Source organism: Opitutus sp. GAS368 (assembly GCF_900104925.1).
Lineage (GTDB): Bacteria > Verrucomicrobiota > Verrucomicrobiia > Opitutales > Opitutaceae > Lacunisphaera.
Genome location: NZ_LT629735.1, coordinates 364,735 through 388,233, shown reverse-complemented (window position 1 = coordinate 388,233; position 23,499 = coordinate 364,735). Strand labels below are relative to the sequence as shown.

At 66.5% G+C, this 23,499-nt stretch carries 15 protein-coding genes; 9 read left to right on the top strand and 6 right to left on the bottom strand.

What is annotated here, in order from left to right; genetic code table 11:
* Positions 1-125: 125 nt before the first annotated feature.
* Positions 126-2,966, bottom strand: coding sequence for an insulinase family protein (locus tag BLU29_RS01675; protein WP_091054851.1), 2,841 nt, complete (start codon positions 2,964-2,966; stop codon positions 126-128).
* A gap of 179 nt (positions 2,967-3,145) precedes the next feature.
* On the opposite strand from BLU29_RS01675, the gene BLU29_RS01670 reads away from it, so the two are divergent.
* Together BLU29_RS01670 and BLU29_RS01665 are read left to right on the top strand one after the other, a co-directional pair.
* Positions 3,146-4,195, top strand: a complete 1,050-nt coding sequence (locus tag BLU29_RS01670) for a deoxyhypusine synthase family protein (RefSeq protein WP_091054850.1) — start codon at positions 3,146-3,148, stop codon at positions 4,193-4,195.
* Positions 4,196-4,283: 88 nt separating this feature from the next.
* Complete coding sequence (locus tag BLU29_RS01665; protein WP_091054849.1) at positions 4,284-5,573, top strand: glycosyltransferase N-terminal domain-containing protein; 1,290 nt, start codon at positions 4,284-4,286, stop codon at positions 5,571-5,573.
* A 213-nt stretch (positions 5,574-5,786) separates the two neighbouring features.
* On the opposite strand, the gene BLU29_RS01660 is transcribed toward BLU29_RS01665, so the two are convergent.
* The 5 genes from BLU29_RS01660 to BLU29_RS01640 form a co-directional block, all read right to left on the bottom strand.
* Complete coding sequence (locus BLU29_RS01660) at positions 5,787-6,629, bottom strand: PTS sugar transporter subunit IIA (RefSeq protein ID WP_091054848.1); 843 nt, start codon at positions 6,627-6,629, stop codon at positions 5,787-5,789.
* Positions 6,630-6,632: 3 nt separating this feature from the next.
* A complete protein-coding gene (gene mgtA, locus BLU29_RS01655) occupies positions 6,633-9,212 on the bottom strand; it encodes a magnesium-translocating P-type ATPase (protein WP_197677746.1) in 2,580 nt (859 codons plus the stop codon).
* A gap of 126 nt (positions 9,213-9,338) precedes the next feature.
* Positions 9,339-10,484, bottom strand: a complete 1,146-nt coding sequence (locus BLU29_RS01650) for a hypothetical protein (RefSeq protein ID WP_091054846.1) — start codon at positions 10,482-10,484, stop codon at positions 9,339-9,341.
* 98 nt (positions 10,485-10,582) lie between these two features.
* Positions 10,583-11,395 (bottom strand): UDP-2,3-diacylglucosamine diphosphatase, encoded by an 813-nt coding sequence (locus BLU29_RS01645; RefSeq protein ID WP_091054845.1) that lies wholly within the window; start codon positions 11,393-11,395, stop codon positions 10,583-10,585.
* A 16-nt stretch (positions 11,396-11,411) separates the two neighbouring features.
* Positions 11,412-12,644: a glycosyltransferase family 1 protein gene (locus tag BLU29_RS01640; protein WP_197677745.1), complete on the bottom strand. Its 1,233-nt coding sequence runs from the start codon at positions 12,642-12,644 to the stop codon at positions 11,412-11,414.
* A gap of 190 nt (positions 12,645-12,834) precedes the next feature.
* Here BLU29_RS01640 and BLU29_RS01635 point away from each other — a divergent pair, with 190 nt between their 5' ends.
* The 7 genes from BLU29_RS01635 (at position 12,835) to pstB (ending at position 23,474) form a co-directional block, all read left to right on the top strand.
* Complete coding sequence (locus tag BLU29_RS01635) at positions 12,835-15,438, top strand: DEAD/DEAH box helicase (RefSeq protein ID WP_091054843.1); 2,604 nt, start codon at positions 12,835-12,837, stop codon at positions 15,436-15,438.
* 230 nt (positions 15,439-15,668) lie between these two features.
* A complete protein-coding gene (locus BLU29_RS01630) occupies positions 15,669-17,468 on the top strand; it encodes a ClcB-like voltage-gated chloride channel protein (protein WP_157693552.1) in 1,800 nt (599 codons plus the stop codon).
* Between the two features lie 199 nt (positions 17,469-17,667).
* A complete protein-coding gene (locus BLU29_RS01625; RefSeq protein ID WP_091054841.1) occupies positions 17,668-18,924 on the top strand; it encodes a porin in 1,257 nt (418 codons plus the stop codon).
* Between the two features lie 28 nt (positions 18,925-18,952).
* A complete protein-coding gene (locus BLU29_RS01620; RefSeq protein ID WP_091054840.1) occupies positions 18,953-19,768 on the top strand; it encodes a phosphate ABC transporter substrate-binding protein in 816 nt (271 codons plus the stop codon).
* A 138-nt stretch (positions 19,769-19,906) separates the two neighbouring features.
* Positions 19,907-21,556: a phosphate ABC transporter permease subunit PstC gene (pstC, locus tag BLU29_RS01615; protein WP_231962288.1), complete on the top strand. Its 1,650-nt coding sequence runs from the start codon at positions 19,907-19,909 to the stop codon at positions 21,554-21,556.
* Entirely contained in the window at positions 21,553-22,629 is a 1,077-nt protein-coding gene (gene pstA, locus BLU29_RS01610) for a phosphate ABC transporter permease PstA (RefSeq protein WP_091054838.1), read from the top strand. Before pstC ends, pstA begins: the two co-directional genes overlap by 4 nt.
* Before the next feature lie 11 nt (positions 22,630-22,640).
* Positions 22,641-23,474 (top strand): phosphate ABC transporter ATP-binding protein PstB, encoded by an 834-nt coding sequence (gene pstB / locus BLU29_RS01605; RefSeq protein WP_172830183.1) that lies wholly within the window; start codon positions 22,641-22,643, stop codon positions 23,472-23,474.
* The last annotated feature ends 25 nt before the right edge of the window (positions 23,475-23,499 follow it).

Here is a 23,499-nt window from a genome sequence, read left to right as displayed (position 1 = left end):
GTGAGTTCTGGGAGCGGCATAAGCACCTAAATGCAGGTTAAGTGTTTCATGCTCAAGAACCGCTTTTTGAACGGACGCTTTTCCCGGGTGCCACGATTTCCGGCAAAAGCGTAAGCTAGGGCCCATCACGGCCCGACTGGTTTCGGCGGGACGGGCGTGACGATGAACTCGGAGGCGCGGGCCGGATCGAGATACTCTTTCGCCAGGGCGCTCAGTTCCTCCACGGTCACGCTCTCATTGTCACTGTAACGGCTGCGGCTCCACTCGAGGTGTTCGGGAAATTCCTGCGCGGCGGCGAGGACGGTGCCCAGCCAGTAGCCGTTGGTGCGGGCGCTCTCGCGCAGGGCGGTGAGCACCGGCTGCTTGGCGCGGACGAGTTCCTCATTGGTGACGCCGCCGTCGTGCAGGGCGGCAGCCACGGCCTTGATGGCGTCGGCGATGCGGCGGGTGTCGTCGGGAGCCACGGTGGCCTCGGCGATGAGGTAGCCGTAGCCGGGGTAGGTCTCGCTGAGGTCGGTGGCGGTGCCGGGGCTGTAGGTGCTGCCCATCTCCTCGCGGATCTTCACCCGAAGGCGGTCGGCGAACACGTCGGCCAGCAGCCGCAGGCGGCGGGCGAGCTTGACGTCGCGGTTGTCGGTGGCGGGCCAGTAGAGGCGGACGAGGGCCTTGGGAATCTCGGACTCGACGGTGTAGGCCTTGGCGACGGGCGCGGCGAGCTTGGCGACCTGGCGGGCGTCGTCGTAGCCGGGCTTTTTCTGGCGTTTGGCCAGCGCGCCGAAGGTCTGCGCCACGGCGGTGAGGGTGGCGGCGGGATCGAAGTCGCCGACGATGGCGATCTCGATGGGGCCCTTGGCGAACTGCGGCGTGAGCCAGGCTTTCAGCTCGTCGAGCGTGCGGGCCAGGAGAACTTCCTTCGGGGGCAGGCCGAAGCGGGGGTCGCCGCCGGCGAGGAGGTTGGCGACCTCGAGCTCCAGCGGGCCGTCGGGCGTGTGGGCGAGCCGGGTGTAAATCTGGTCGGCGGCCTTGTGCACCTGACGCAGGGACTCGGGCCGGTAGCCCGGGTCGGTGAGGTAGGCGCAGAAGAGCTGGAGTTGCAGCAGGAGGTCGTCGCGGTTGGTGGTGCCGGTGAAGGTGAAGGCGTCGGTCTGGGCGCCGAAGCCGAGCCCGACGGTCTTGCCGGCGAGGAGGCGCTGCAAGTCGTCGACGCTGTGCTTGCCGAGGCCGCCGGTGGTGAAGGCGACATTGGCGAGAAGGGCGAGGCCGCGCTGGCCGGGTGGCAGCGTGAGCATGCCGCCGCCGATGCGGACGGAGACCCGGATGCGGCCGGCCTCGAAGTCGGTGGGCTTGAGGTTGAGACGCACGCCGTTCTTGAACTCGACGAGCGTGGCACCGAGGTCGTCCACGGCCTTGGTGTCGCCCACCTTGCCGGGCTTGCCGAAATCCGTGTAGGCGAACGCGGCCGACGCGGTGCGGGCCGGCGGCGTGACAATGGTGCGCCGGCTGGCGGCGTAGGCGGCGGAAATGTTCTGCGGCGCCTTGGCCAGCTCGAGGTTGCCGCTGACGAAAATCCGGCGCCCTGCGGCCTCGTTCCAGGTGGCCTTGAGGGCGGCGGCGCACGCCTCGGGCGTCATGGCCGCCAGCGCGGGAGCGTAGAGCGCGAGGTCGGCCTTGGGGTGCGTGGTGACGTTGCGGTCGATCAGGTCGTCGGCCAGCTTGTCGGCAAGGCCGGGGGAGCGACGGGTCGGCGCGGTCTGGACGGCCTGCTCCAGGTTGTTCTGCATCTCGGCGACCGCCTCGGCGAGCTCCTCCGGCTGGAAGCCGTGGTCGAGGGCGCGGCGCAGCTCCTGCTCGGCGACGGCGAGCGTAGCCGACCACTGGTCGGGGCGGCAGTTGAGCTCGATGGAGGCGTTGCGGAAGAAGTCGAACTGCTCGGTCACGCCGACCAGTCCGCTGAGGAAGGGCGCCCCTTCCTTCTTGGAGAGGATGGAGAGCCGGCGGTTGAGCATGCTGAGCGCGAGCGTGCGCGGCAGGTCCTTGAGGCGGTTGGCGGCGGTGTCGGGCTCGAAGGCGTAGGGCACGACCGTCTCGAGGGCGACATTGGTGCTGCCGGCCTCATTCTCGGTGTGCAGCAGGGCGACGACATCGTCGGACGGCGCGACCGAGCCGAGGCGTGGCTCCGGCAGCGCGGGGGCGCGGGCGGCGAGCGGGGCAAAGAGTTCCCTGATCAACGGCTCGACGGCCGCGGGGTCGAAGTCGCCGGCGAGAATCAGCACCATCCGCTCGGGGCGATACCAGGCGTTGTAGAACTCGACGAACCGGTTGTGGTCGGCGGATTGGATGACCTTGTCGATACCGATGGGCAGGCGCTGCGGGAACCGGGTCTCGGGGACGAGAAACTCCAGCTCGGCCTGGAAGGTGCGGAGGCCGACGGAGTCGCGGGCGCGCTTTTCGCTCAGGATGATGCCGCGTTCCTTCTCGATTTCCTTCGTCTCCAGCAGCAGGCCCCCGGCGACGTCGGCGAAGAAGGTGAGCGACTGGCGCAGGGTTTCCGGCTTGGTGTCGGGCAGCTCCAGCTGGTAGACAGTGCGGTCGAAGCCGGTGGAGGCGTTGGTGTCGCCGCCGAACTCCATGCCCAGCTGCTGGAAGAACTCGACGACGTTGGCCGACGGGAAGTGCCGGCTGCCGTTGAAGGCCATGTGCTCGAGGAAATGGGCGAGGCCGCGCTGGTTGTCGTTCTCGTAGATCGAGCCGACCCGCACGGCGAGGCGGACGCTGACCCGGCCGCGGGGCTCGGGGTTGTGCTGGAGGGCGTAGCGCAGGCCGTTGTCGAGCTTGCCCCAGATGACGCCCGGATCGGCGGGCAGGTCACTGGTCTCGTGCGGGAAGTCGGCGGCCAAGGCCAGCAGGGGCGCGAGCAGCAGGGCGGTGAAGGCGAGGCGGAAGCGGGCGGGGCGGGAGAGGAGCATGACGGAGGAGGAGTCTTCGGACCCGCGGGCCGACTGCAAGTTTCGAGGTAGGGCTGAATATTGGAGGACCCAGCTCCAGCTGGGCCGCGGCTCAGCTGGAGCTGAGCCCTCCACTGAACGGCGAGGCCGCCGAATTTAGTGTGGCCAAAAGCCGGCGCCGGTTTCTAGCTGGGTGGGAAATGATCAAAGCCAAACGCCTCAAGAAACTGCCCGAACACGTCAATGCCGCCCTGGCGAAAAAGAAGGGGCCGGTTTCCAAGTTCATCGCGCTGAATTACCGCCATTTCAACGCCGCGGCGCTGCTCGACACGGCCAAGGGCTACGAGACCCACCTGCAGGCCGGCGGCAAGATGCTCGTGACCCTCGCCGGCGCGATGTCCACCGCCGAGCTCGGCATCACCCTCGCCGAGATGATCCGGCAGGACAAGGTTCACGCCATCGTCTGCACCGGCGCCAACCTCGAGGAGGACATCTTCAACCTCGTCGCCCACGACTACTACGAGCGCGTGCCGCACTACCGCCACCTCACCGCCGACGACGAGCAGGATCTCGTCGACCGCCACATGAACCGCGTGACCGATACCTGCATCCCCGAGGGCGAGGCCATGCGCCGCATCGAGGCCGCCGTGGCCGAGGAGTGGCTCGCCGCCGACCAGTCGGGCCAGCGCTTCTTCCCGCACGAGTTCATGTATAAGATCCTGCGCGGCGGGAAACTGAAGAAATATTACCAGATCGACCCGAAGAACTCGTGGATGCTCGCCGCCTGCGAAAAGAACCTCCCCATCATCGTCCCCGGCTGGGAGGACGCCACGCTCGGCAACATGTATGCCGGTCGCGTCGTGACCGGTGAGATCAAGAACGTCCACACGGTCCGCACCGGCATCGAATACATGACCTGGCTGGCCGCCTGGTATACCAAGACGGCGAAACGGCTTCGCAACGGCGAGGGCTCGATCGGGTTCTTCCAGATCGGCGGCGGCATCGCGGGCGATTTCCCGATCTGCGTCGTGCCCATGCTGCATCAGGACCTCGGCCGCACCGGCGTGCCGCTCTGGGGCTACTTCGCCCAGATCAGCGACTCGACCACCAGCTACGGCAGCTATTCCGGCGCCGTGCCGAACGAGAAGATCACCTGGGGCAAGCTCGGCGCCAAGACGCCGAAGTTCATCGTCGAGAGCGACGCGACCATCGTGGCGCCGCTGATCTTTGCGTGGGTCCTCGGCCAGTAAAGCCAAGCAGCCGGAGTTAACCACTAATCTACACTAATTCCTCACTAATCATTAGTGTCTCTTAGTGTCCATTAGTGGTTACCCCGCCTTGATCTGGATCTATAGAATTCTGTTTCTCCCGCTGCTGCTGCTGGCGTCGCCCTATTACCTGTGGCGGATGCGGCGGCGGGGCGGCTATGCCGAGGGTTTCTGGCACCGCTTCGGTGATGTGCCGCCGCTGCCGGCCAAGGCGGCCGGGGTGAAACGCATCTGGCTGCAGGCCGTCAGCGTGGGCGAGGTGCTCGCTGTTTCCCCGTTGCTGGAGTCGTTCAAACGCGAGGCCGGCGTCGAGGTTTACCTGACCACCACGACCAGCACCGGTTACCGGCTGGCGAAGGAGAAATACGGCGCGCTGACGGCGGGCATCGGCTACTTCCCGCTCGATTGGTGGGCCTTCAGCGCGGCGGCGTGGCGGAAGGTCGCGCCCGACCTGGCCATCCTGATGGAGGGCGAGCGCTGGCCGGAGCATGTGGCGCAGGCGCAGGCGCATCGCGTGCCGGTCATCAGCATCAACGCCCGCATGTCGGACCGCAGCTTCAAGCGCTCGCTGCGCTTCCGCGCGCTCATGCGGCCGCTGGCTGTCGGCATCACCCGGGTGCTGTGCGCCGCGAAGCGCGACGAGCAGCGGTTCAAAGCGCTCGGGTTTCCGCCGGAGCGGTTGCAGACCACCGGCAATCTCAAGCTCGATGTCAGCATTCCGCTGCTGGCCGAGGCGGACAAGGCGGCGCTGAGGCGTGAACTCGGTCTCGGCGCCGGGCTCGTGCTGCTTGGTTCCTCAACCTGGGCCGGCGAAGAAGTGGCGCTGGTCACGGCGCTCAAGTCCGCGCGGGAGAAGGGGCTCAAGGTGTCACTCCTGCTGGTGCCGCGACATGCCGAGCGACGCGAGGAGCTGCGCGGCCTGCTGGAGAAGAGCGGGTTGAAGTTTCATTTCCGCTCCGAGGGCGCGGCCTTGGGGACGGTTGATGTCGCCGTCGGCGACACGACGGGCGAGCTGCGGAAATTCACGCAGCTGGCCGACCTGGTGTTCACGGGCAAGAGCCTGGCGCCGCACGAGGGCGGCCAGACGCCGGTCGAGGCGGCGATCCTCGGCCAGCCGGTGCTGCACGGGCCGCGCATGACGAATTTCCGCGACATCATCCGCTCGCTCACCGAGGCCGGCGCGGTGCGCAAGGTGGAGACGCACAGCGAGCTGATCAGCGTGGCGGTGGAATTGCTGCAGGACTCCGCCCAACGGGAAAAACTGGCGGCCGCGGCGCGCGAATGGAGCGAAGCCAACCGCGGCGCGACGGAGCGCACACTGGCCGTCATCCGCGCGCAGCTCGGCACCGATAATTTGTAACGTATTACGTTATACCAAACACCCAAAGCTTTTACACGAAGGCCGCAAAGAACGCAGAGATATTTCCCCTCGCAGGATCTGCTTCGCGGTCTTGGCGACCTTGGTGTAGAGTGTAGTAGCTTGAGGCGATTGGTATCAGGCCTCCGGAGGCGGTCTGGTCGGGGGAGGAGCGGGCGGGGCGGATTCCGCCGGGTGCGCGGGCGAGGCCGCCCGTTACACGGCGGTCACCACGGCCACGCAGTAGTAGAGGGTCCGGTCGCCCTCATAGCGGGACGCGCCGGTGACGAAAATCTGGCGCCCGGCGACGGTAAACGGCGTGCCCGCCGCGAGGCGCGGACCGAGATTGCCCTCTTTTTCCATCGCGGTACTCCAGGCCGCGTCGTGCGCCAGCACGAAGGCCGTGGCCGGCGGAGCGATCAGCACGCTGAAAGTGGCGACCTGCGCCGCGGGCGGCAGCGGAACGACCGGTGCCGGAGCCGCCGGTGCGGGCGTCGCGACCGCCGGGGGTGATACGGGCTGACCGGAAGGCGCCTGCGCCTGCTTCAGGTCCAGCTTGATCATACGGGCCACCGCCTCGGGGCCGGCCTCGCCGGCGACCATGCTGACCCAGTCGAGGAGCAGGTTGCGCACCGCGTTAAGATCGGGCGCGTGCGCGATGGGCTCCATGCCGCCGCTCTTGCGGACGGCCTTGATCAGGGTCGAGATTTCCTTCAGATAGACATTCTTCTGCGCGCCCGGAATGTAATACATGAACACGAGGTGGACGAGCGCGCCGTCCTGGGCGCCGTAATCGATGCCCTGGGCCGACCAGCCGATGGCGCAGAAGAGCTCGCCCTCGTCGCGCCGTGCGCGCACGTGGGGCACGGCGACGCCCAGGCCGATGCCGGTGTTGCATTCCTGTTCCCGGACCTGGATCTCCTCGATGGCATCGGTGCCGACCTCGATGTTGGGGTTGGCATCGAGAATGCGCGCGAGAAACGTCAGCGAGCGCGGTTTTCCGGTATCGGGCAGCTCGAAGAGCCGGCCTTCCTGCAGGGCGGTGAGGACACTACGCATAAATTAATCCATGCCAAATCGACGCACGAACCACATTTTGACGATGTGCGTGAGCACGCTGTAGGCGACAAGAAACGCCGCGAGCCAGAGGAAAAACACGCCCGGCAGCGGGGTGAAGCCGAGGAAGTGCGCGAAGGGGGAGAACGGCAGCCAGAGGCCGATGCCCATGATGAGGAAAGTCGTGAACATCATCGGCCGGCTCGCCCGGCTCTGGATGAAGGGGATGCGCTGCGTGCGGATGATGTGGACGATGAGCGTCTGGGTCAGCAGCGACTCGACGAACCAGCCCGTGTGGAACAGGGCTTCCCAATGCGCCTTGTCGGCTTCCGTTGCGCCGGCCGTGCTGAACGCCGCGCAGCCGAAGAAATACAGCATCAGGAAGAACGTTGCGTAATCGAAGATGGAGCTGATCGGGCCGATGAAGACCATGAAGTTCTGGATGCTTTTGATGTTCCAGCGGCGCGGCTTGTTCAGGTATTCGGGGTCCACATGGTCGAGGGGGATGCCAACCTGGGAGAAATCGTAGAGCAGGTTGTTCACGAGCACCTGGATCGGCGCCATCGGAAGGAAGGGCAGGAAGTAGGCGCCGCCGACCACGCTGAACATATTGCCGAAGTTGGAACTCGCCCCCATCTTGATGTATTTGATGATGTTGCCGAAGACCTGCCGGCCTTCAAGAATGCCGTCCTCGAGGACGAGCAGGCTCTTTTCCAGCAGGATGATGTCGGCGGATTCCTTCGCCACGTCCACCGCGGTATCGACGGAGATGCCGACATCGGCTGCCTTCATGGCGAGCACGTCGTTGATGCCGTCCCCCATGAAGCCGACGACGTGGCCCCGCGCGCGGAGCGTCTTGATGACCTTTTCCTTCTGGTCGGGGGTCAGGCGCGCGAGGACGTTGGCCTCGTCCACTTCGCGGCCGAAGGCTTCCTCGTCGAGCGCGGCGAGCTGCGGGCCGGTGACCACCCGGGTGATCGGCATGGCGACGTCGTGACAGACCTTTTTCGTGACCAGTTCGTTGTCGCCGGTGAGGATCTTCACGGTGACGCCGGAGCGGGTGAGCGCCTCGATGGCGCGAGCGGAGGTGTCCTTGGCCGGGTCGAAAAACGCGACGTAACCGAGCAGGATCAGCTCGGATTCGTCGGCGACGGTGAAGGTCTGCTTCGTGCGGTCAAACTCCCGGTAGGCGATGGCGAGGACGCGATAACCGTCGGCGCTGAGGTGACGGTATTCGTCCAGCAGATCGTCGCGGATGAGCCGCACGAGGGGATTGATGTCCTCGTCGACCTGGTAGTGCTCGCAGGCGGCGGCGATCTCCTCGACGGCACCCTTGCAGATCAGCACGTGGCGGTCCTCGTGATCGATGACGACCGACATGCGCCGCCGCTTGAAGTCGAAGGGTATCTCATCGACCTTCCGGCAGTCGCGTTCCACGTCGAGGTCGGAATGGGCGAGGATGGCGCGGTCGAGGAGGTTGCGCAGGCCCGTCTGGTAGAAACTGTTCATGTAGGCGTAACGCAACACGTCCTCGCTGGACCGGTTCGTCACATCCACATAGCGCTCCAGGACGACGTGGTCCTGCGTAAGGGTGCCGGTCTTGTCCGTGCACAGCACGTCCATCGCGCCGAAATTCTGGATCGCGTGAAGATGCTTCACGATGACCTTCTTGCGGGCCATGCGCAGGGCGCCCTTGGAAAGGCAGACCGTGATGATCATGGGCAGCATCTCCGGGGTCAGGCCGACCGCGACGGACAGCGCGAACAGCAGCGCTTCCGACCAGTTGCCCTTGGTCAGCCCGACGATGACAAACGTGACGGAGACCATCACGATCATGAAGCGGATCATCAGCCACGTGAAGTCCTTCACGCCTTTGTCGAAGCTCGTGGGTTCGCGCTTCCCCAGGAGCTTTTCCGCCAGGGAGCCGAAATAGGTCTTCGGACCGGTGGCGAGCACGATGGCGCGCGCCGATCCGCTCAGGACGTTGCTGCCCATCAGGCAGGCGTTGGTGAATTCAAACGCCGCCTTGCCGGCGGTCTGATTGGTGTCGGCCGTCTTCTCCACCGGCATCGACTCGCCGGTGAGGGCCGATTGGGTAAGGAAGAAGTCCTTGGCCGAGAGCACACGCAGATCGGCGGGGATCAGGCTGCCCGCGGCGAGGATCACGACATCGCCCGGCACGATCTGCTCCAGCGGCACGGCCGTCTCCTTGCCGTCGCGCAACGCGTGCACGTTGGTGGTGACGAGTTTTTGGAGTTTTTCCACCGCGCGCGACGAACGCGCCTCCTGAACGTAGGAGAGGAATACGCTCAGGAACACCATCGCGCCGACGACGACCGTCGAACTGATGTCGTCCATGAAATAGGAGACGATCGCGATGACCAGGAGTTGGATGACGAGCGGGTTACGGCACCGATCCAAGAGATCGCGCAGCATGGAATGGCGCCCGCCGGCGGCGACGGCATTGGGGCCGACCTTGCTTAAAACGGCCGCGGCCTGCTCGGAAGTGAGTCCGTTGGCGGAGCTGCCGAGCTGGGCGAACAGCTCTGATTCGGGCAGGGTGTATTGGCCGGGAGGAAGATTCACGCTGGCCTGCAATGGACGATGTTTCAATCGGTGGGGCAAGGCGAATTGCGGCGAATTTCATGTGCCGCCGAGCCCCGGCAAATCGGCCTGCGCCGGAGCCGGTTCGCGCCGCCGGACTCCCCGCCCTCAGCCGGCCAGACTGACGGTATGAGGCTCCGTGTTCGCGACCGCGGGCCCGGCCAGCACGATGTCGGCAACGGTGCGGGCGGCGGCGGGCTGGGCCAGGCGGCGCAGGTTGGTGCGCCAGTGGCGCCAGAGTCTCGCGTCGTCGGCGAAGAGGCGCTCAAGCGTGGCGACAATCGCCTCCGGCGTCTCGGCGAGCGCCCCGGCGTCATTCCGGCGGATGAGCTCATAGTTGCCCTCCTCCTGCCCGGGCACGATCTGGCTCACGATCAGCGGGCAGAGCGCGTTGATGGATTCCTGCGTGGTGGCGCCGCCGGCCTTGCTGATGGCGACGTGGTGCGTCATCAGCAGCTCCGGGATGCGGTCGGTCCAGCCGAGGATGTCGGCCTTGGCCGGTGCGCCGGCGGCCAGGGCAATCAGTTCACGGCGCAGACCTTCATCGCGTCCGGCCGTGATGGTCAGCTGCCAGGACGGATTCTGCAGAAGGGCCCGGGCGACGGCCAGAGCGCGGGTGCGGCCGGTGTTGATCATGAACAGGACGCGGCGGGGATGGGCGGGGTTGGTCGGTTCGGGCGGCGCGAGATGCGCCGGCCGGTCGGCAAAGGCGAGCGCGACGGGAAAGCCGCTGACGTGGACCCGGGCCGACGGCACGCCGCGGGCGGTCAGGAAGGCGGCGGAATCCGGGTCGGTCACAAACCACCCGGCCGAGCCGGACCGATACCAGAGGGAATTGATGGTCAGCGCGTCGGTGACGACCGTGTAGTGCGGGCAGAACATGTGCCCCTCGCGGCGCAGCTGGTTAAGCAGCCACGCGTAGACCGGGTAGGTGGAGACGAGCGCGACGGGTTCCTTCTCGGCGATGATCCGGCCGAGCAGACGGCGGTGGCTGGCGAGTGTGCGGAACATCCACGGCGCGCGCGGCGACTCGTCGAGCCAGCGATAGAGCCGGCTCCAGAGCTTCGGGGCGGTGTTGATCAGCCGGAGATAGCCGCGGCGGGAGACGTGGTTGAGCCGGGGGGCGCGCAGGGCGAACAGGTCGACCAGCTCGGCGTCGAGGCCCGGCCGCTCATTGAACGCGGCCTGCAGGGCGCGCGCCGCGCTGTTGTGGCCCTCGCCGTAGCCGGCGGTGAGAATCAGGACTTTATTCATGCGGATAAGGCAGGGGAGGCGGGGCCATCAGCCCGGCGGGTTGTAGGCAACGTGGCCCATGCCTCGCGGGGCTGATGGCCCCGCCTCCAAAAATGCACTCACGCGAGGACGGGCATTTGCATCGGCTCGTCCACCTCGTCGGCCGCGGCCGGCTCGGGGCCGAAACGGGCGGCGAACTCCCGGTAGGTCGCGAGCTCGAAGCGGCCGTCGTGGTGCTCCACGATGGCGGTGAGCGATTCGACCCAGTCGCCGGAGTTGAGGTAGTGGATGTCGCCGATCATCTTGTCGGCCGGCGTGTGGATGTGGCCGCAGATGACGCCGATGCAGCCGCGCTCGCGGGCGAGGGCGGCGACCTGGTCCTCGAACTTGCCGATGAAGCTGACGGCCTGCTTGACGCGGGCCTTGATGGCCTGGCTGAGCGAGAAATATTCCTTGCCCCGGAGGCGGCGGAACCAGTTGTAGGCGCGATTGAGGCGGAGCAGCAGATTGTAGCCGAGGTCGCCGAGGTGGGCGAGGACCACCATGTTCTTCACGACGCCGTCGAACACGTCGCCGTGCAGCACCAAATAGCGGCCGCGGGAGGTCTCGAGGATGTGGTCTTCGACCAGGCTGAGGTGCTCGAACTGCATCGGGAGGAGGCGGCCGATGAAGTCGTCGTGGTTGCCGCGGAGGTAGACGACCTCGGTGTCGCGCTTCTGGATCATGGTCAGCACGCGGCGGACGAACCTGGTGTGGGCCTTGGTCCACGGGTCGCCGCGGCGCAGGCGCCAGCCATCGATGATGTCGCCGTTGAGGATGAGCCGGTCGCAGCGGACGTGCTTGAGGAAGTGCGTGACTTCCTCGGCCTTGCTGTGCGGCGTGCCGAGGTGGATGTCGGACAGGATGACGGTGCGGACGTGGAGTTTGCTCATGGTGGAAGCGGGTTTGTCATTCTGAGCGCAGCGAAGAATCCAGGATGACAGCCGGGGCGGTCATGCTGCTGGATCCTTCACTTCGTCCAGGATGACAGGCACGGGGAAGGGATTTGTCGGCCGCCTCGGCGAGGTCGGCGGCAAACTGGGTGACGACGTTGTCCCAGGAGCGGGCCGCCACGGCGGCGGGGGCCCGGGTGCGCAGGCGCGCGACGAGCACCGGGTCGGTGGCGAGGCGGACGGCGGCGGCGATGAACGCCGCCTCGTCGTCGAGCGGCACCAGCAGTCCGTTTTCTTCCGGGCGCACGAGCTCGTGGGCGGCGGCGTAGTCGTAACCGGCGAAGGCGAGGCCGCTGGCCAGCGCCTCGGCGGCGACATTGCCGTAGGTCTCGGTCACGCTGGCGTGCAGGTAGATGTCACCCGTGGCGTAGTGGGCGGCGAGGGTGGTGCGGTCGACGAAGCCGGTGAAGCGGACGTAAGGCAGCTTGGCCGCCAGCCCGGCGCGCAACGGGCCGTCGCCGACGACCACGAAGCGGCAGCGCGGGTTGGCGGTGCGCATGGCGTCGAAGGCGCGGATGATCAGCCCGTAATTTTTCTCGCGGGCGAGCCGGCCGGTGTGGATGACGACCGGGTCGTCGCCGGGGGCGCCCCAAGCCGCGCGTTGGGCCGCGTCGCGCCGGGCGGGAGTGAAGTGGCCGGTGTCCACGCCGCGGGAAAGCACGCGAAGGTTGTGGTAGCCGTCGGCCGCGAGCTCGGCGCACAGCTCGCGGGTCGGCGCGAAGGTGCGGAGCGTGCGGTTGTGGAAATGACGCAGCCACTTCGCCGTGAGCGTGAACAGCCAGCTGAAGCGGTAATCGTGCGTGTAGTGATGGAAGTTGGTGTGAAAGCTCGACGTGACCGGCAGGCCGAGGACATGCGCGGTGTTGAGGGCCGACCAGCCGAGCGGGCCCTCGGTGGCGATGTGCACGAGATCGGGGCGGTTGGTGCACCAGAGCCGACGGAGGCAGCGGCCGGCGGGCAGGCCGAAGCGGAGCAGGGGATAGCCCGGGATGGGCAGGCCGGGCAGCAGGTGTTGCGTGACGGCGCCGTTGACCTGCAGGGCGGGAGCGCCCTTTTCGGCACGCTGGCGCGGGCGGATGATCGTGACTTGGTGGCCGCGTTGCGTGAGGCCGTGCACGAGGTGCCCCAGCGTCATGGCGACGCCGTTGATTTCGGGAGAGAAGGTTTCGGTTACGAGGACAAGTTGCAATGTGGGTGGCCCGGACGGCGGCCACCGGCCAGCCGTCGAGCGCACCCGGAGCATGGCCGCAATGTGTCAAGGACCGGTGCCGGTCCGGTGACGATTGCGTAAAACGCTCCACCGCAGGGGCGCTGGTAAATAAGCGAAATAGGGATTGCGCGGGGGGCGCGGAACTTTTTAACGTCTGGCTTTTAGCTTGATGCAAACCCACGGGCCCAAGCGCATCTATACTCCGCAATCCTTGGAATTCTGGTTCGGCCGCATGGAGGTCGACTGGGAGGGGCAGTTTGACGCGACCCATGTGGACCGGGGCCATGACATGTATCGCGACGGCGAGATCCGCGAGGTCGAGCTGGGCGCCAAGGACGCCATCATCCACCGCAAGGTCGAGAAGAAGGAGGAATATGCGGTGATCGAGTGGGACAACGACCGGATCAAGGTCCGCTCCTCCTCGACCGACGTCCTGCTGGCCAACGCCATCGCCGTCGCCGGTTTGCATGAGATCGAGGAACTGCTGGTCGACGAGATGGCCGCGCTGCTGCCCGGCGCCTTGCCCAAGGCCAGCCCCGCCGCCCACGGCCATCACGCCAGCGCCAACGGCAATGGGAACGGCGCCAACGACGCGCCCAAGCCCGACGCCCCCGCGCGCGACCTCCTGCTGAGCTTCACCACGAACGCCGACGGCCTGGTCTTCCTCGCCTACTGGAAGAGCGGCCGCAGCCGCATCCCCGCGCTCGGCAACACCGCCAACCCGCCGACCGCCGCCGAGCGCGCCAAGCTCATCGCGCTGGCCACCTACGCCCGCAAGGCCCACTTCCGCTACAACCAGTCCACCCACGCCTACGCGCTCGACGCGCTGGCCGACATCCCGGGCTTCCTGCGCGACCTGCTGCCGCACTGGAAAAAGCAGTTCGCCATCGAGCTCGACGTCAAGGTGGACAACATCAAGCAGGGCGCGCGCGCCATCGAGATCGAGGCCGTGGCCGACCGGCGCGGCGACGGCGGGCTGAACCTGCGCTGGATTTTCCGCGCCGGCGAGAAGCTGCTGACCGACGAGCAGGCCGCCGCGTTGCTCAAGCACGGCCGCACGCCGATGCTGCTGCCCGACCTCGGCATCGTCACCCTCACGCCCGAGAAGCTCGAGGGCTACAACCAGTGGCGCCGCAACCTCGAGGACACCGCCGCCGCCGGCGAGATCCCTCCCTACCTGATCTTCTCCCTCTTCAACGACCACCGCCTCAAGGTCACGCTCGGCCCCGAGATCGAAGCCTGGCGCCAGAAGGTGCTGACGCCGCCCGCCACGCCGCCGGAGCTGCCCGAGTATCTGCGCAACTACCAGCGCCGCGGCGTCGAGTGGATGCACCACCTGTGCGAGACCGAGTGCCACGGCCTGCTGGCCGACGAGATGGGCCTCGGCAAGACCGCGCAGGTCATCGCCCTGCTGCGCACCCGGCCCATGGCCAAGTTCCGTCACGTTGTGGTCTGTCCCGCCAGCGTCGTGCCGGTCTGGCGCGAGGAGATCGCCCGCTTCTACCCCGAGGCGAAGGTCGACATCCTGAAATCGGGCAATGATTTCAAGACCAACAAGGCGCCGTGCATCTGGCTCGCGAGCTACACGCAGCTGCGCAAGCACCGCGCGCTGCTCGACACGACGGAGTTCGGCTACGCCATCCTCGACGAGGGCCAGTTCATCAAGAACCCCGACGCCAAGGTCACGCAGGCCTGCTTCGCCATCAAGACGCGGCACCGGCTGGTGATGACCGGCACGCCGCTGGAGAATCGCCAGCTCGATCTCTGGTCCATCTTCCGCTACCTGCTGCCCGGCCTGCTCGGCTCGCGGGCCGGGTTCGAGTCGGCGCTGGTGCTGGACCGCGAGCGGACGATGAACCGCCTGCGCCAGCAGGTGGCGCCGTTCATCCTGCGCCGCACCAAGAACGAGGTGGCGACGGAACTCCCGCCCAAGGTCGAGATGGACCTGCTCTGCCCGCTCACCGAGGTGCAGCGCGCCGAGTATGCCCGCATCTGCACCGAGGGCCTGGCGCGCCTCGGCGAGGACATCAGCCTGGCGCTGCGCGAAAAATCCTTCGGCTTCCTCGCCCTGCTCACCCGCCTGCGGCAGGTGTGCTGCGACCCGGACCTGCTCCCGTGGATGAATTCGCCGCTGACCGACAGCGGCAAGCTGCAGCTCCTCGTGGAAAAGCTCAGCGAGGTCGTGGCCAGCGGCCACAAGGTCGTCATTTTCTCGCAGTTCGTCACCCTGCTCGACCGCGTGCGCACGGCGCTCGACCAGCATTACCCGGACCTGCCGCGCTACGAGATCACCGGCATGACGGTGGACCGGCAGAAGCCGGTGAAGGATTTCCAGTCGGCGGCGGGCGCGGCGGCGATGCTGGTCAGCCTCAAGGCCGCCGGCACGGGCATCACGCTGCACGCGGCGGACTACGTCTTCCTGCTCGACCCGTGGTGGAACCCCGCGGTCGAGGACCAGGCCATCGACCGCGTGCACCGCATCGGCCAGACGAACACGGTGTTCGTCTACCGCATGGTGACGGCCGGCACGATCGAGGAGCGCATCCAGTCGTTGAAGGGGGAGAAGAAGCAGCTGTTCAACCAGGTGGTCGGCCACCACAGCGGCGACTTCGAGTGGACCAAGCATTTCAGCTCGTTGAACAGCCTCATCCAGCTCAGCGCGGTGGAGGCCGGCGAGACCGAGCTGCTCAACGCCGCGGTGGCGACCGGGCCGCTGGGGCCCGCGCTGCCGGCCGAGCCGGTCCCGGTGATCACGCCGCCCGTCGCTTCCTGACGGAACAAGCCTTGTCAGGCGGGCCGAGTCGGCCATGGTTATTTCGTGGAAGTGCCGCAACACACAGCAACCCGGGCGGAGGCGAGATCGGTTGCCGGCTGCTCTCCGACACACCCCGGCGCGGTCGCGCCACCCCTCTCCAGAGGGGATCCAGACTTTCGCCAGCAATGCCTTGAATCCCCTCTGGAGAGGGGTGCCCGCAGGGCGGGGTGTGTCGGGGATATTTCGCCGTGAAGGAAGTGGTGCCGCAAATCTACGAGCGCTTGCTGCGCCTGCTGCGTTGGCGGCTGTGGATCATCGAGAAGCTGCGGCCTTCGCCGTGGCAGGAGACGCTTTTCTGGGCGGCCGGGGCGGGCGTGCTCGGGGCGCTGGCGGCCCTGACCTTCCGCGGGGGCATCGAGCTCATCCACTACATGCTCACCGGCACGGCGGAGGGCATCGTGGATTCGTTCCGCGACCTGGTCTGGTGGCAGCGGCTGGCGATCCCGGCGGTGGGTGGACTGATGGCGGGACTGGTGCTCCTGTTCGGCAAGCGCCTGCACCGCGGCCAGAGCTCGACGGACTACATGGAGGCGATCCTGATCGGCAGCGGCCGGCTGCCCGTGCGCGCGACCATCGTGAAAAGCACGGCGGCGCTGTTCTCCATCGCGTCGGGCGGCTCGATCGGCCGCGAGGGCCCGATGGTGCAGCTCTCGTCGGTGGTGGCCTCGTGGCTGGGCCGGCGCGGCCGCCTGTCGGCGCCCCAGTTGCGCCTGCTGGTGGCGTGCGGCGCGGCCGCGGGCATCGCCTCGGCCTACAACGCGCCGATCGCCGGGTCGTTTTTCGTGGCCGAGATCATCCTCGGCACCATTGCGATGGAGAGCCTCGGGCCGCTGGCCGTGTCGGCCGTCGCGGCGACGCTGACGATGCGGACGCTCTCGAACGCCCATACGCTTTACTCCGTGCCGTCGTTCACCCTGCACTCGCTGTGGGAGATCGGACCGTTCGTGGTGCTCGGCCTGCTGGCCGGCACGCTGGCGCCGTTCTTCCTGCGCTCGCTGCGGACGGTGGAGGGCTGGTTTGCCCGGACCAAGCTGCCGGTGCCGGCCCGCCTGGCGCTGGGCGGCCTGGTCGTCGGCGGGCTGGCCGTGTGGGTGCCGGACGTCTGCGGCAACGGCTACAGCGTGGTGGTGGCGATCCTCAACGGCCAGCTGGTGTGGACGGCCCTCGTGCTGGTGCTGGTTTGCAAGTGGGTGGCGACGGCCGCCTCGTTCGGGTCGGGTGCGCCGGGTGGCGTGTTCACGCCGACGCTGTTCATGGGCGCGAGCCTCGGTTATCTTTTCGGGTTCGCGGTGCACGAGGTCTGGCCGCTGGGCGCGGCGGACCCGCGGGCTTTCGCCCTCGTCGGCATGGGCGCGTTGCTGGCGGCGGCGAGCCACGCCCCGGTCATGGCCATCATCATGCTCTTCGAGATGACGCTGAGCTACGACATCATCATGCCGCTGATGCTGTGCAGCGTGATCGCGTATTACACGGCGCGCGGCATCGAGGACCAGTCGCTCTACAGCGAGGCGCTGAACAAGAAGGCGGCGGAGGCGCCCGAGGCGGTGCGGCTGCCCGGCGTGGTGGCCGACCTGGCCAAACCGCAGGCCGCGCCGGTGTTGCTGACCGCGCGTTTCGAGGAGATTGCCCGCCTGTTCCTGCAGACACGGCACGAGGAGATCTACGTGACCACGCCCGAGGGCAATTATGCCGGGGCGATCTCGCTGCACGACATCAAGCCCTACCTGAACGACCCGGCCATCGCGGCCCATGTCATCGCCGGGGATTTGCTGCGCGATGACGTGCCGCCCGTGTCGCTGCTGGCGCCGCTGGCCGAGGCGCTGCGGATTTTCGCCCAGCACGCGGGGCAGACCCTGCCGGTCATTGAACCGGGGACGGGCCAGCTCAAGGGCATGCTCGTGAAGAACGATCTGCTGCTGGCGTTGCTCGAGGGCCGCGGGGCCGAGAAGCGCAGCGGCCACACGCAGGTGCCCTGGCGGACGAGCTGAATTAAGGTGGAGCGCGACCTCTGAGCGCGCTTTTGGGTCAACCCGTCCGGAGGCCGGGTTCCACCTCTGCGCCCGGCATTTGCCCGGTTTGTCACACGGGCGTCACGAGACCGTAACAATCGGCCCCTATTATCCGCCCGCGTTTCGGCCCAATCACCGGGACGTTCCACCTACTAGCAACATCCACGCCCGACCCATCATGTTAAACCTAAAATCCAAACTGCTCGCGCTGGTCGCCACGCTCCTTTGCGCCGGCACCGCCCTCGCCCAAGACAGCGGCCCGCTGATCGACCTGCTCGTGAAGAAAGGCATCATCAATGACCAGGAGGGTGAGACTCTCCGGGCGGATCTGGCGAGGGACGCCGCCACGGCGGTCACCTCGACCATCTCGGGTGGGAAAAGCACCGCCTCGCTAACCCTCGCCGGCCGCATCCAGGTTCAGTATGCCGGACTGGCGACCAACATCGACGGAGCGGCGGTGAACCCGGCGAGCACTTCGCATTTTTTCCTGCGCCGCATCTACTTCGGCGCCAAGGCGAACCTCGGCAACGGCTGGTCCTCGAGCATCAACTATGACTTCGCCGGCTCGACCTTCGACGAGGCCAAGGTCACCTGGACGCTGAGCGATGCGCTCGCGGTGGACGTCGGCTTCCGCAAGGTGCCGTTCGGCCTGGAGGAATGGTATACCTCATCGGGCAGCCTGAAGGCGATCGAGCGTTCGCCGGCCACCCGTTACTTTGTCGAATCCAACAACGGCCGCCGCCTCGGCGCCGGCAGTTACCGCACCGGCGTCTTTGTCGGCGGCAAGAGCGACAGCGGTCTGTTTTATAATGCCGCGGTGACGAACCCGGAGCGGGACGAATCCGCCGCCGGCGTCGCCTCCGCGGGCACCCAGGCCACCAACTCCCCGGCTTTTTGGGGCAACGTCGGCTACAAGGTCGCGCCCGTCGAGGGCCTCAACTACGTGGTCAGCGCCTCCGTCGGCTACCTGCCCGGCCAGGGCGGGTTTGGCACGACCTTCGCGGGCAAGGGCAACAACCTGACCGTCTACAACGCCTTCACCGAGATCTCGGAGGGGCCGTGGGACCTGCAGCTGGAGTATTTCGGCAGCGACAACCAGCAGGGCGTCTCGGCCACCCAAAACGCCAAGAGCAGCGCCTGGTCCATCCAGCCCTCCTACAAGATGGGTGAGTTCTGGGAATACACCGCGCGCTACAGCTATGTGAATTCCGACGGTCGCGGCGTGCAGACCGCCGATGGGATCCGCTCGGCTCCGTCTGGCGGCACCATGAACAACCTCGACGAGTGGTATTTCGGGTTCACCCGCTTCTTCCGCGGCAACGACGTGAAATTCCAGCTCGGCTACATCTTCGGCCAGTCGAACGATACCGTCACCGGCGGCACGGCCAAGGCCAAGAGCCAGGGCATCCGCAGCCAGATGCAGGTCAATTTCTAAACCAGTTTAATCCTCAGGAAAAACCATCATGAAAAAATTCACGTTTCTCGCGGTCGCGGCACTCGCCGTCACCACCCTCAACGCCCAGAAGCTCGTCATCAAGGGTTCCGACACCCTTGGGGCCAAGCTCGTGCCCATGCTGAAAGAGGAATACAATGCCAGCCATCCCGGTGTGACCTTTGAGATCGCCGCCGAAGGCTCGACCACCGGCATCGCCGCCATCATCGATGGCACCGCCCAGATCGGCATGTCCTCGCGGCGCGCCAAGCCCACGGAGATGTCCGCCGGCACGGCCAAGGGCATCGTGCTCAAGCCGACCGTGGTCGCCTACGACGGCATCGGCGTCATCGTCAACGCCGGCAACCCCGTCGGCGCCCTGACCAAGCGCCAGGTGGAGCAGATCTTCGCCGGTGACATCACCGACTGGAGCCAGGTGGGCGGCCCGGCCGGCCCGATCTCGATCTACACCCGCAACACGTCCTCCGGCACCTATTCCGACTTCAAGGAACTGGCGATGCACAAGCGGGACTACGCCAACTCCTCCCAGAAGATGGCCGGTAACGAGCAGATCGCCGCCGAGGTGGCCAAGAATGCCAACGGCATCGGTTATGTGGGCCTGGCCTATCTGACCGATCCGGGCATCAAGACGGTCTCGATCGAGGGTTCGCTCCCGACCGAGGCCTCGGTGATCGCCAAGAGCTATCCCTACGCCCGCCCGACGTTCTACTACACGAACGGTGACGCCCAGGGTGAGGCGGCCAAGTTCCTCGATTTCACCCTCAGCGATGCGGGCCAGAAGATCGTCCGCAAGGTCGGTTTCGTCCCGGTTCGCCCGCTGAACTGAGCGGACGACGGTAGTGTGTCCCATACCGCCCGCAGCCCATGCCCGGACTGCGGGCGGTCTCTTTTGTAACCCAACCGTAACATGCATCGGTTGACCGGCCCCCAGGGCCGGCCCGATGCTGACCGCGCCCACTTGGTCATGCCTGCCACCACCGACAGCCCTCCGCTTCCCCGCATGGCCACCCGCGAGATCCTGCTGCGGAAGCGGCGCGGCTGGTTTTTCGGCCTGACCGGCGACCAGTTCGTCAAATATGTCTTCCAGGGGAACGCCACGATCTCAATCATCGTGTTGGGGCTGATTACCTTCACGATTTTCCGGGATGCGGTGGGCTTCATTCCGATGAACCACGCGAACCTGGCCGTCTACCGGCTCGCGGGGCTGGAGTATGTCGACCTGTATCGCGGCCAGGTCACCGCCCACAGCACGATGTCGCGTTATCTGGCCAGCCTGCGGACGCAGCAGCTCGACCTGCTGATGAAGAAGGAGGGGCTGGCCCCGGCCGCCGCCATGGCGCGGCTGGCGGACTTTGATGCGTTCGCGAACAAGTTCGCCGACACCATCAACGAGCAGGAGACCCTGCTGGGCACCATGACCGACCTCGCCACCGGCGTGAAAGAGCGCCAGAAGGTGGCCGAAGACCTGACGGTCGCGAAGCAGAACCTGCTGGCGGCCATGGCTGGCGCCCCGCCCGAGCGGGCCGCCGAGCTGCAGAAGGAGGCCGATGCCATCAAGATCGAGACGGTGGATTTCCAAGCCGAGATCAAACCCCTGCTGGCCCTCCGGCCCGACATTGCCGCCGCCAATGCCGGCCAGATCGCGGCGATCCAGGCACTCATGGTGCAGGCGCCGAAGTTCAGCGATGCCGTGCTGAACCGGCGCATGGAGAAGTTCCAGGGTTTTGTGCAGGGCTATTTCAAGGAAGTGGAGGCGGTTACGCAAAAGATGGCGGCCTGGGACCAGGCCAAGCCGATCAGCTGGCTGGAGGCGCTCAACGCCTTTGCCTTCGGCCGCGAATGGGTCACCGCCAGCTTCTGGCAGGACTGGTATGGCATCATTCCGCTGCTCAGCGGCTCGCTGCTCATCGCCTTCATCGCCATGATGATTGCGCTGCCGCTGGGGGTCGCCGCGGCGATCTACGTCAACCAGGTGGCCAGGCCCTGGGAACTGAAGGTCATCAAGCCCTATATCGAGTTCATCTCGGCCATTCCCAGCGTGGTACTCGGCTTCTTCGGCATCGCCATGCTGGGCGAGACCCTGCGCCGCTTTTCCCAGAACCCCGCGTTCGACTGGGTGCCGGGCTTTCCGATGGCGGAGCGCCTGAATGCCACCACCGCCGCCTGCCTGCTCGCGCTCATGGCCATCCCGACGATCTTCTCGCTGGCGGAGGACGCCATCAACAACGTGCCGCGCTCCTTCAAGGAGGCTTCGTTCGCCCTCGGCGCGACCCGGCTGCAGACGATCATCCACATCACCGTGCCGGCGGCGCTCTCCGGCATCGTGGCGGCCATCCTGCTCGGCTTCGGCCGCGTGGTCGGCGAGACCATGGTCGTGTTGCTGTGCGCGGGCAACCGCATCCAGACGCCCGACCTGTCCGCCGGGCTGGGGGTCATCTTCCAGCCCGTGCACACGATGACGGGCATCATCGCGCAGGAGATGGGCGAGGTGGTGCGCAACAGCATCCATTACCGGGCGCTGTTCATGGTCGGCGTGGTGCTGTTCCTGATTTCCATGCTCATCAACTGGCTGGCGCAAAAAATCGTGCGCCGCTACCGGATCTCCATCGGATGACGCCCCCGCCCACCACCGCGCAGGCCATCTTCGGCCGGCCCACGCCCGCCAAGCGGGTGGAAAAGGGCGTCTTCTGGCTGCTCCGCCTGTGCACCTACTTTGTGCTGCTGTGCGCCGCCTTCATCTTCTGGGACATCGGGAGCAAGGGCGGCAGCGTGATTTTCCAGCGGCACGCCCCGTTCATCAACGTGCCGTTCCTGACCCAGGCGCCCGAGACCCTCAACGTCTTCGAACTCGGCGGCCGGAAGCAGAGCATGGGGGACCGGGCCTTCCGCGAGTTCAAGGCGACGCATGCCGCGGAACTGAAGGGCGTGGCGGTGGAGACCTACGTCTATTCCGCCGGCGGCATCTTCCCCAACATCGTCGGCACGGTGCTGCTGGTGCTCGGCTCGATCATCATCGCGCTCGTGCTGGGGGTGATGAGCGCCATCTACCTGAGCGAATACGCCCTCGACGGCCCCTTCATCCGCTTCCTCCGGCTGTCGATCATCAACCTCGCGGGCGTGCCCTCGATTGTCTTCGGCCTGTTCGGTTTCGGCCTGTTTGTCGTGGGTTTCAAGATCGGCGCGATCCAGTTCTTCGGCTGGAATGTCTCGCTGCTGGCCGGCTGGCTGACCCTGGCCTTCATGGTGCTGCCGATCATCATCACGGCGTCCGAGGAGTCGCTCAAGGGCGTGCCCAAGGGCTACCGGGAGGGCTCGCTGGCGCTCGGGGCCACGAAGTTCCAGACCATCGTGACCAACGTCCTGCCCTACGCCCTCCCGGGCATCCTGACCTCCTCCGTGCTCGCCATCGCCCGCGTGGCCGGCGAGACCGCGCCGATCATGTTCACCGCGGCGTTCGTCATGCGCGACGAGCTGCCCTGGCAGGTGCAGAAGTGGACCGACTTCATCTTCCAGGGGGTCATGGCGCTGCCGTATCACATCTACGTCGTCGCCTCCAAGATCCCGCAAAACGAATACACGCGGGACGTGCAATACGGCACGGCCTTTGTGTTCCTGTTCACCGTCGCCGCCATCGCGATGACCGCGGTCATCCTGCGCCAGCGGCTCCGCAAACGCTACAAATGGTAACCACCCTCGCCATGCCCGAACCCGTTGTTCCCCCCGCCGCGCCCCGCCCGGTGTCCGTGGCCCCCGCGGCCCCGGTCAATCCCGCCGCCCGCGCCGTCATCGAGATCGACGACGTCGATTTCAACTACGGCCCGTCGCGGGCGCTGCACGACATCACCCTCAACATCCAGGAACGGCAGGTGACCGCCTTCATCGGACCCTCGGGTTGCGGAAAGAGCACGCTGCTGCGCTGTCTCAACCGGATGAACGACCTGATCGACGGCGCGCACGTGTCCGCGGGCCAGATCCGGATCGACGGCGTCAACATCTACGATCCGCGGGTCGACGTCATCGAGCTGCGGAAGCGGGTCGGCATGGTTTTCCAGAAGTCCAATCCCTTTCCCAAGTCCATTTACGAGAACATCACCTACGGTCTGCGCATCCAGGGCCAGAAGAACAAGGCCCGGCTGGACGAGGTCGTCGAGCGCAGCCTGCGCGGCGCGGCGCTGTGGGACGAGGTGAAGGACCGCCTGCACGAGAGCGCGCTCGGCATGTCGGGCGGCCAGCAGCAGCGCCTCTGCATCGCCCGCGCCATCGCGGTCGAGCCCGAGATCATCCTGATGGACGAGCCCTGCTCGGCCCTCGACCCCATCGCCACCGCCAAGGTCGAGGAGCTGATCCACGAGTTGAAGAAGTCGTTCACCATCGTCATCGTGACGCACAACATGCAGCAGGCCGCGCGCTGCTCGGACCGCACGGCCTTCTTTTATCTCGGCAAACTCATCGAATACGCCGATACCCGCACCATCTTCATGAATCCCGCCAACCCCCAGACCGAGGCCTACGTCTCGGGCCGTTTCGGCTGAACAATCTTTGAACCACGAATGGACA

Coding starts and splice junctions, on each gene's coding strand:
- BLU29_RS01660 (WP_091054848.1), bottom strand. CDS start 6,629: ATGCGTAGTGTCCTCACCGCCCTGCAGGAAGGCCGGCTCTTCGAGCTG.
- BLU29_RS01670 (WP_091054850.1), top strand. CDS start 3,146: ATGATCAAAGCCAAACGCCTCAAGAAACTGCCCGAACACGTCAATGCC.
- pstB (WP_172830183.1), top strand. CDS start 22,641: ATGCCCGAACCCGTTGTTCCCCCCGCCGCGCCCCGCCCGGTGTCCGTG.
- BLU29_RS01625 (WP_091054841.1), top strand. CDS start 17,668: ATGTTAAACCTAAAATCCAAACTGCTCGCGCTGGTCGCCACGCTCCTT.
- BLU29_RS01675 (WP_091054851.1), bottom strand. CDS start 2,966: ATGCTCCTCTCCCGCCCCGCCCGCTTCCGCCTCGCCTTCACCGCCCTG.
- BLU29_RS01645 (WP_091054845.1), bottom strand. CDS start 11,395: ATGAGCAAACTCCACGTCCGCACCGTCATCCTGTCCGACATCCACCTC.
- BLU29_RS01650 (WP_091054846.1), bottom strand. CDS start 10,484: ATGAATAAAGTCCTGATTCTCACCGCCGGCTACGGCGAGGGCCACAAC.
- BLU29_RS01620 (WP_091054840.1), top strand. CDS start 18,953: ATGAAAAAATTCACGTTTCTCGCGGTCGCGGCACTCGCCGTCACCACC.
- pstC (WP_231962288.1), top strand. CDS start 19,907: ATGCCTGCCACCACCGACAGCCCTCCGCTTCCCCGCATGGCCACCCGC.
- BLU29_RS01635 (WP_091054843.1), top strand. CDS start 12,835: ATGCAAACCCACGGGCCCAAGCGCATCTATACTCCGCAATCCTTGGAA.
- pstA (WP_091054838.1), top strand. CDS start 21,553: ATGACGCCCCCGCCCACCACCGCGCAGGCCATCTTCGGCCGGCCCACG.